This is a genomic window from Burkholderia lata (assembly GCF_902499335.1).
Classification (GTDB): Bacteria; Pseudomonadota; Gammaproteobacteria; order Burkholderiales; family Burkholderiaceae; genus Burkholderia; species Burkholderia lata_B.
On sequence record NZ_CABVQK010000006.1, the window covers coordinates 505,828 to 513,978 of the forward strand.

The 8,151-nt window shown below is 68.0% G+C and carries 7 protein-coding genes; 5 read left to right on the plus strand and 2 right to left on the minus strand.

The window, feature by feature from the left end; genetic code table 11:
* Positions 1–115 precede the first annotated feature (115 nt).
* The 4 genes from BCO18175_RS17965 to BCO18175_RS17980 all read left to right on the plus strand — a co-directional run bounded on the left by BCO18175_RS17965 (position 116) and on the right by BCO18175_RS17980 (position 3,853).
* Positions 116–1,000, plus strand: a complete 885-nt coding sequence (locus BCO18175_RS17965) for a LysR family transcriptional regulator (protein ID WP_174982909.1) — start codon at positions 116–118, stop codon at positions 998–1,000.
* A gap of 182 nt (positions 1,001–1,182) precedes the next feature.
* Complete coding sequence (locus BCO18175_RS17970) at positions 1,183–2,115, plus strand: AEC family transporter (protein WP_217483917.1); 933 nt, start codon at positions 1,183–1,185, stop codon at positions 2,113–2,115.
* Between the two features lie 125 nt (positions 2,116–2,240).
* Positions 2,241–3,176, plus strand: a complete 936-nt coding sequence (locus BCO18175_RS17975) for a DMT family transporter (RefSeq protein WP_174982913.1) — start codon at positions 2,241–2,243, stop codon at positions 3,174–3,176.
* Between the two features lie 302 nt (positions 3,177–3,478).
* Positions 3,479–3,853, plus strand: a complete 375-nt coding sequence (locus BCO18175_RS17980) for a COG4315 family predicted lipoprotein (protein WP_174913713.1) — start codon at positions 3,479–3,481, stop codon at positions 3,851–3,853.
* 152 nt (positions 3,854–4,005) lie between these two features.
* Here the strand turns inward: BCO18175_RS17980 and BCO18175_RS17985 are convergent, their stop codons facing one another.
* Both BCO18175_RS17985 and BCO18175_RS17990 read right to left on the minus strand, forming a co-directional pair.
* Positions 4,006–5,523 carry a CoA-acylating methylmalonate-semialdehyde dehydrogenase gene (locus tag BCO18175_RS17985; RefSeq protein WP_174982915.1) on the minus strand — a complete coding sequence of 506 codons (1,518 nt, stop codon included), beginning with the start codon at positions 5,521–5,523 and terminating at the stop codon, positions 4,006–4,008.
* Between the two features lie 49 nt (positions 5,524–5,572).
* Entirely contained in the window at positions 5,573–6,928 is a 1,356-nt protein-coding gene (locus BCO18175_RS17990) for an aspartate aminotransferase family protein (RefSeq protein WP_174913703.1), read from the minus strand.
* 105 nt (positions 6,929–7,033) lie between these two features.
* Between BCO18175_RS17990 and BCO18175_RS17995 the strand changes: the two genes are divergently transcribed.
* Complete coding sequence (locus tag BCO18175_RS17995) at positions 7,034–7,984, plus strand: LysR family transcriptional regulator (protein ID WP_085037685.1); 951 nt, start codon at positions 7,034–7,036, stop codon at positions 7,982–7,984.
* Positions 7,985–8,151: the final 167 nt, after the last annotated feature.

The window sequence follows — 8,151 nt, forward strand, 5'->3', positions numbered from 1 at the left end:
ATGATGTCGCGAACCCTGGCGGCGGCCCTGCGAACCACTCACTTCAACGCGCCGTAGATCGCGCCGCCCGGGATCCGCTTCGTACACGGCTGCCTCTGCCCACCTCCGTCCGCTCATGTCATTACGCGCCTTCAGAACGCTGGTCGCCATCGCCCGATACCGGACGTTCGCGCGCGCCGGCGAAGCCATCGGTCTCACGCAATCGGCTGTGAGCCTGCAGATCAAGACGCTGGAAAGCGAATACAACGTGCAGTTGTTCGATCGCTCGCGCCGGCAGCCGGTACTCACCGAGGCCGGCAACATCCTGCTGGCGCAGGCCGAGCAGGTGCTCGCGATGGTCGACCGGATTCCCGATGCGCTCAGCGACGAGAAGAAGCTGGTCGGGCGCCTGCGGATCGGCGCGATCCAGACCGCGCTGTCCGGCCCGCTGCCCGACGCGCTGCTCGCGCTGCGCGCGGCGCACCCGGGGCTGCGCGTGCACGTGTCGGCCGGGATGTCGGCCGAACTGGCGAACCGCGTCGCGGCCGGCGAACTCGATGCGGCGATCACGACGCGCCCCGTGCGCCCGCATCCGGCGGAACTGACGTGGACCACGCTGTACGAGGATCGCTTCTGGCTGCTCGCGCCGCCGGACCATGCGGAACGCGACGCAGTCACGCTGCTCGACGCACTGCCGTTCATCCGCTTCGATGCGCAGGCATGGGCCGGCCGCATGATCGCCGCCGAGCTGCGCCGCATCGGCGTGCGCGTGCGCGAGGAGATGGTGCTGGACAGCGCGGAAACGATCGCGCGCATGGTCGCGAGAGGGCTCGGCGCGGCCATCGTCGCGCTCCCCGATTCGACGCTCGCGCGCCTGCCGCCCGTCACGCGCTTGCCGTTCGGCCAGCCGCAGATGGGGCGCGCGGTCGTCCTGCTCGAACACCAGTCGCATCCGGCCGAACGTTTCGCGCGTGCGCTGGCGGCCGAAGTCACCGCTTCATCGATGAGAATTTCTCATTGAACACCCGATAATTAACAATTATTCCTGTTGCTTGCGCGTGTTAACTTGGCGGCATCGTCATTCTTTCGATTGCGTGTCGCCATGTTGCCCGCCGGATGGATTCCCGCCTCGTTCCGCCGCTTTGCGTGCCAGCCGCTCGCCGCGGCCCGCACCGCCGGCACGGCTCGCGTGAAGGCGTGCCGATGATCGGCCCGATCCTGCTCGCGCTGGCACCGGTCGCGCTGCTGGTCGCGTTCGGCCACGGCCTGCGGCGCACGGGCTTCATCGCCGACGCGTTCTGGCCGCAGGCCGAGCGGCTGTGCTACTACGTGCTGCTGCCCGCGCTGTTCGCGGACGGTCTCGCGAACGCACGGCTGCAATCACTGCCCGTTTTACCGCTCGCGGCAGCGCTGGTCGGTTCGACCGCACTCGCCGCGGCGCTTCTCCTGCTGGTCCGCCGGTTCGTGCGGGTCGACGGCGCCGGCTTCACGTCGGTGTTCCAGGGCGCCGTGCGCTTCAACAACTATGTCGGCACCGCGCTGGCGGCCGGGCTGTTCGGCGCAAAAGGCATCGCGCTCGCGGCCGTGTGCGTCGCGGCGATCGTCCCGACCGTCAACCTGATGTGCGTGCTCGTATTCGCGCGCTACGGCGACACGCGGCTCGGCGCGGCGGCGCTCGCGCGCCAGATCCTGTCGAATCCGCTCGTCGTCGCGTGCGCGCTCGGAATCGCGATGCAGGCCGGCGGCGTCACGTTCCCCGCGGCCGTCGCGCCGGCCGTGCGCGCGCTCGGCGTCGCGTCGATGCCGCTCGGCCTGCTGTGCGTGGGCGCGGCACTGAGATTCGATGCGGCGCGTGCGTGGCTGCAGCCGGTCTGCGTCGCGTCAGCGTTCAAGTTCATGGCGATGCCGCTCATCACGCTCGCCGCCGGCCGCCTGTTCGGGCTCGGCGATGCGGCGCTGACGGTCGCACTGCTGTTTCAGGCGCTGCCGACGTCGTCCGCGTCGTACATCATGGCGCGCCAGCTCGGCGGCGACGCGCCGCTGATGGCCGGCATCACCGCGTTCCAGACGATCGCCGCGGCACTCGCGATGCCCGTCGTGCTGACCGCGCTCGCGTCGGCGCCCGTGTTTCGCTGACGACGCAGCGTCCGCCTCCACTCCCCTGAATCCAGCCTGCCGGCCGGCCATTGCGCGATTCGGCATCGTCGGCCGCGCGCGGTCGCTCACGTGTTGCCGCAGGCGCTCACCGAGAAACCCGTCACATGAACGCTCCCGCCCCGCCCGCCGCCCTGGTCGCCACCCGGCCGAACGCACCCCTCTACGTGAAGCTCACGCTCGTCGCGCTGTTCTGGGGCGGGACGTTCATCGCGGGCCGGATCCTGGCCGCGTCGATGTCCGCGACCGCCGCGGCCACCGGCCGCTTCGCGATCGCCGCGCTGCTGCTGGTCGTGCTGACGTGGAAGATCGAAGGCGGGCTGCCGAAGCTGAACGTCCGCCAGGTCATGACGACCTTCGGGCTCGGCGCAACCGGCATCTTCCTGTACAACGTGTGCTTTTTCGCGGCACTCGCGCGGATGCCGGCGGGGCGCACCGCGCTGTTCGTCGCGCTGAATCCGGTGGCCACCGCCGTGCTGCTGTCGATCGTCGTGCGCGGCGAACGTCTGTCGCTGTCGCGCTGGGCCGGCATCGCCGTCGCGCTGTTCGGCGCGCTGGTCGTGATCAGCCGCGGCGAATTGCTGCGGGTGCTGACCGATCTCGGCAGCACGTTCGGCGCAGGCGAACGGTACATGCTCTGCGCGGTGCTGAGCTGGGCCGCCTATACCGTGATCGGCCGGCGCGCGCTCGACGGATTGTCGCCGCTGGCAGCCACGACGTATGCGGCGCTGTGGGGCCTCGCGTTGCTGATCGTCGCGCACCTGTTCGGCTCGCCCGCCGGCAGCGGCACGCCGCTGACGTGGCAGGCCGTCGCGTCGATGCTCTACCTCGGTGCAATCGGCACGGTGGTCGCGTTCGTCTGGTATTCGCAAGGGATCCGCGAACTCGGGCCGGCCCGTGCGGCCGTGTTCACCAACCTGGTGCCCGTATTCGGCGTGCTGCTGTCGGTCGCGCTGCTCGGCGAGCCGTTGTCGCCGTCGATGCTGGTCGGCGGTGCGCTCGTGATCGCGGGCGTCGCGCTGACCAATCGCGCGAGGCGGTGACACATTGGCGTGCGCACCTCGCGCCTAAGGGGACGGATGTCAAATACCGGAGTCCGAGCATGACATGACGGCAATCGCGATGCCGTTGTGCGACACCCGCGCGCGGCCGATACGCCCCCGATGTTCTCGCAGCCCCGCTAAAAACCGCCTATCGTGAATGGAGCGCCCCGTTTGCCGCCATTCGACCCTGCGTCGCTCGCACCGGCGGCGACGGCACCGCGTTCCGGCACCATTCATCGCGATCCTGGCGCACGCTCGCCCGTGCACGATCGCGGCCGCCCACCGGATTACAGGAGGCCCCCATGAAAGCCGCGCTGCTCGTCAGCTCCGCCCTGCTCGCCATTGCATCCGCTTCGGCGTCGGCTCAAGGCTCGATCACGAAAGTCGAAAACGGTTCGCTCGTCGCTGCGAACGGGATGACCGTCTATACGTTCGACAAGGACAAGGCCAACGCCGGCACCAGCGCCTGCACGGGCCAGTGCGAATCCTTCTGGCCGCCCTACAAGGCCAGCGCGACCGACGCTCCGGTCGGACCCTACACGATCGTCAAGCGCGAAGACGGCAGCCCGCAATGGGCATACAAGGGCAAGCCGCTGTACTTCTTCTCGAAGGACATGAAACAGGGCGACCGCAACGGCGACAACTTCAAGGACATGTGGCACGTGGTCGCGCCGTAAGCGTCATTCCGGCATCTTCCGCGCACGCTGCGCGGACGTGAAAAAGCCCGCGCGGATCGCCGATCCGGGCGGGCCTTCCGGCGATCACGCCGGCTGCCTGACGCTGCCCGCCGTCAGGCGGACGAACGGCGCATGCAGCCGGGTAGCGCGCTTCAGCGGTTCGACGGGAAGCTGAACACCGTCCCTTCGCGCACACCGGCCGACGGCCAGCGCTGCGTGATCGTCTTGCGCTTCGTGTAGAAGCGCACGGCGTCCGGGCCGTACGCGTGCAGGTCGCCGAACAGCGAACGCTTCCAGCCGCCGAACGAGTGGTACGCAACCGGCACCGGCAGCGGCACGTTGATGCCGACCATGCCGATCTGGATGTTGTCGCCGAAGTAGCGCGCGGCCTCGCCGTCGCGCGTGAACAGGCACGTGCCGTTGCCGTACTCGTGCGCGTCGATCAGCGCCATCGCCTCGTCGAGCGACTTCAGCCGGATCACACCGAGCACGGGCCCGAAGATCTCGTGCTGGTAGATCGGCATGCCGGGCTTCACGTTGTCGAACAGGCACGGGCCGAGGTAATAGCCGCCGTCGTGGCCGTCGACCTTCACGCTGCGGCCGTCGACGACGAGCGTCGCGCCCGCTTCCACGCCCGCTTCGACGAAGCCCGTCACCTTCTCGAAATGCTGCTTCGTGACGAGCGGGCCCATGTCGACGCCCGCGCCGTTGCCCGGGCCGACCTTCATCTTTTCGATCTCGGCCTTCAGGCCCGCGACGACCTTGTCGCCCGTCTCATCGCCGATCGCGACGACCAGCGGAATCGCCATGCAGCGCTCGCCGCACGAGCCGTACGCGGCGCCCATCAGCGCGTTCACCGCGTTGCCGATGTCGGCGTCCGGCATCACGACCGCGAAGTTCTTCGCGCCGCCGAGCGCCTGCACGCGCTTGCCGTGCGCGCAGCCGGTCGAGTAGATGTATTCGGCGATCGGCGTCGAGCCGACGAAGCTCACCGCCTTCACGCGCGGGTCGGTCAGCAGCGTGTCGACCGCTTCCTTGTCGCCATTCACGACGTTCAGCACGCCCGGCGGCAGGCCGGCTTCGAGCGCGAGCTCGGCCATGCGCAACGTAGACGACGGCGTGCGCTCCGACGGCTTCAGCACGAACGTGTTGCCGCACGCGACGGCCATCGGCCACATCCACAGCGGCACCATCACCGGGAAGTTGAACGGCGTGATGCCGGCCGCGACGCCGAGCGCCTGGAACTCGCTCCACGAATCGATCGCGGGGCCGACGTTCTTGCTGTGCTCGCCCTTCAGCAGCTCGGGCACGTAGGTCGCGTATTCGACGTTCTCGATCCCGCGCTGCAGTTCGCCCATCGCATCGGCGAGCACCTTGCCGTGCTCGGCCGTGATCAGCGCGCACAGCTCGTCGGCGTGCTCCTCGAGCAGCGTCTTGAAGCGGCTCATCACGCGGGCGCGCTTCAGCGGCGGCGTGTTGCGCCAGGCCGGGAACGCGGCCTGCGCGGACGCGATCGCGGCTTCGACGGTCAGCTTGTCGGCGAGCGCGACGCTCTTGTGCGATTCGCCGGTGGCCGGGTCGAACACCGGCTGGACGCGGCTGCCGCCGTCGACGCGCTTGCCGTCGATCAGGTGGCCGACGGTGGAGGTCACATTGCTGTCGTGTTTCATCGTTCAGGCTCTTTCTTGAATTCGGTTATCGCTCAGGGCAGGCCGCGGCTCAGTCCACTTCGTTCAGTGCGTCGGACAGCGCGTTGACCAGGTTGTCGATCTCGCGCTTCTCCGAGATGAACGGGGGCGCCAGCTGGATCGTGTCGCCGCCGTAGCGCACGTAGAAACCCTTCGCCCAGCAGCGCATCGCGATCTCGTACGGGCGCCGTGCCGGCTCGCCCGGCAGCGCCGCGATCGTCAGGCCGGCTGCCAGCCCGTAGTTGCGGATGTCAGTGATGTGGCGCTGGCCCTTCAGCCCGTGCACCGCGGCCTCGAAATGCGGCGCGAGATCGCGCACGCGGGCCACCGCGTCTTCCTTCACCAGCAGGTCGAGCGCCGCGACGCCGGCCGCGCACGCGACCGGATGCGCCGAATACGTGTAGCCGTGCGGGAACTCGAGCATGTACTCGGGGCCGCCCGCGGCCATGAACGTGTCGTAGATTTCCTTCGTCGCGATCACGCCGCCGAGCGGCTGCACGCCGTTCGTCACCTGCTTCGCGAAGTTCATGATGTCCGGCACCACGCCGAACGCATCGGCACCCGTCATCGCGCCGGCACGGCCGAAGCCCGTGATGACTTCGTCGAAAATCAGCAGGATGTCGTGCGCGGTACAGATGTCGCGCAGGCGCTTCAGGTAGCCCTTCGGCGGCACGACCACGCCCGCCGAACCGGAGAACGGCTCGACGATCACGGCCGCGATGTTCGATGCGTCGTGCAGCGCGATCAGCTCGAGCAGGCGGTCGGCCAGTTCGGCACCGTGCTCGGGCATCCCGCGCGAGAACTTGTTCTCGGCGAGTTGCGTGTGCGGCAGGAAGTCGGCGTCGAGGCCCTGGCCGAACAGCTTGCGATTCGGCCCGATCCCGCCGACCGAGATGCCGCCGAAGTTCACGCCGTGATAGCCCTTCTCGCGGCCGATCAGGCGCGTCTTCGTGCCCTTGCCCTTCGCGCGCCAGTAGGCGCGGGCCAGCTTCAGCGAGGTATCGGCCGCTTCCGAGCCCGAACCCGTGAAGAACACGTAGTCGAGGCCGGCCGGCGTCAGGTCCTTGATCTTGTTGGCGAGCTCGAACGATTTCGGATGGCCGAACTGGAACGCCGGCGCGTAGTCGAGCTGCGCGACCTGGCGGCTCACGGCCTCGACGATTTCCGTGCGGCCGTGACCGAGGCCCGTACACCACAGGCCCGACAGGCCGTCGAAGATCTTGCGGCCTTCGCCGTCCGTGTAATACGCGCCCTTGCCCGACACGATCATGCGCGGATCGGCCTTGAACTGGCGGTTGGCCGTGAACGGCATCCAGTGCGCGTCGAGCCACGCGGCGTCGGTACGGAGGTTGGTTTCGTTCTGCTGGGCGGTGGTGATGTCGGTCATGTCGGTCGGCGCGCGGCGCCCCTCCTCCTTATGTTGATATTGCGCATTGTCGGGAGGCCAATTAGTCTTTTGAATATCGCAATATCAATGTTCACTTGCGCATCTATGCAAGCAAAGAAACCGAAGAGTCGCGCGCTGCTCGGGCAGCTCAGCGACATGGATCTCCGCCTGCTGCGGGTCTTCAAGGGCGTCGTGCAGTGCGGCGGGATGGCGGCGGCCGAACTGGAACTGAATATCGGCATCTCGACGATCAGCCGGCACGTGAAGGATCTGGAAACGCGCCTCGGCCTCGTGCTGTGCCGGCGCGGCCGCGCGGGCTTCACGCTGACGCCCGAGGGCCAGACGGTGTACGAGGAAACGCTGCGACTGCTCGCGTCGATGGAAGCATTTCGCAGCAGGATCGACGGCATTCACGACCGGATGGGCGGCGAACTGCACATCGCGGTTTTCGACAAGACGGCCACCAACGCGAACGCGCGGCTCGGCGACGCGATCCGCCAGTTCGCCGACGAAGCGCCCGACGTCGCGTTGAACCTGCATGTCGCGTCGATCAACGAAGTCGAGCGCGGGATCATCGACGGCAGCTATCAGGTCGGGATCATTCCCGCGCACCGCAATTCGGGCAGCCTCGTGTATTCGGAACTGTTCGACGAACGGATGCTGCTCTACTGCGGCCGCCAGCATCCGCTCTACGATGCGCCGCACGGCAAGCTCACGTGGACGACGATCCGCAACCATGCATTCGCGGGCCTCGGCTTCCATTCGCCGAACATGGAGCTGAGCCATCGCGCGAAGCTCACGCGCAGCGCGACCGCGTCGGACCAGGAGTCGATCGCGACGCTGATCCTGTCCGGCCGCTATCTCGGCTTCCTGCCCGACCATTACGCGGAAAGTTTTGAAAACAAGGGGTTGATGCAGCCGATCGCGCCGCACCGGTTCAATTACCGGTGCCGGTTCGTGAGCCTGCTGCGGCGCTCGCCGCGGCCGTCGCGGGCCGCGTTGCTGTTTCAGTCGTGTTTGGAAGCCGCGCATGCGGCGGCGCGGCCGGCGGCGTAACGGCCGCCGCGGCTGAGTGGCTGAGTGGCTGAGTGGCTGAGTGGCTGAGTGGCTGAGTGGCTGAGTGGCTGAGTGGCTGAGTGGCTGAACGGCTGAACGGCTGAACGGCTGAACGGCTGAACGGCTGAACGGCTGAACGGCTGAACGGCTGAACGGCTGAACGGCTG

Coding starts and splice junctions, on each gene's coding strand:
- BCO18175_RS17995 (WP_085037685.1), top strand. CDS start 7,034: ATGCAAGCAAAGAAACCGAAGAGTCGCGCGCTGCTCGGGCAGCTCAGC.
- BCO18175_RS17980 (WP_174913713.1), top strand. CDS start 3,479: ATGAAAGCCGCGCTGCTCGTCAGCTCCGCCCTGCTCGCCATTGCATCC.
- BCO18175_RS17965 (WP_174982909.1), top strand. CDS start 116: ATGTCATTACGCGCCTTCAGAACGCTGGTCGCCATCGCCCGATACCGG.
- BCO18175_RS17990 (WP_174913703.1), bottom strand. CDS start 6,928: ATGACCGACATCACCACCGCCCAGCAGAACGAAACCAACCTCCGTACC.
- BCO18175_RS17975 (WP_174982913.1), top strand. CDS start 2,241: ATGAACGCTCCCGCCCCGCCCGCCGCCCTGGTCGCCACCCGGCCGAAC.
- BCO18175_RS17985 (WP_174982915.1), bottom strand. CDS start 5,523: ATGAAACACGACAGCAATGTGACCTCCACCGTCGGCCACCTGATCGAC.
- BCO18175_RS17970 (WP_217483917.1), top strand. CDS start 1,183: ATGATCGGCCCGATCCTGCTCGCGCTGGCACCGGTCGCGCTGCTGGTC.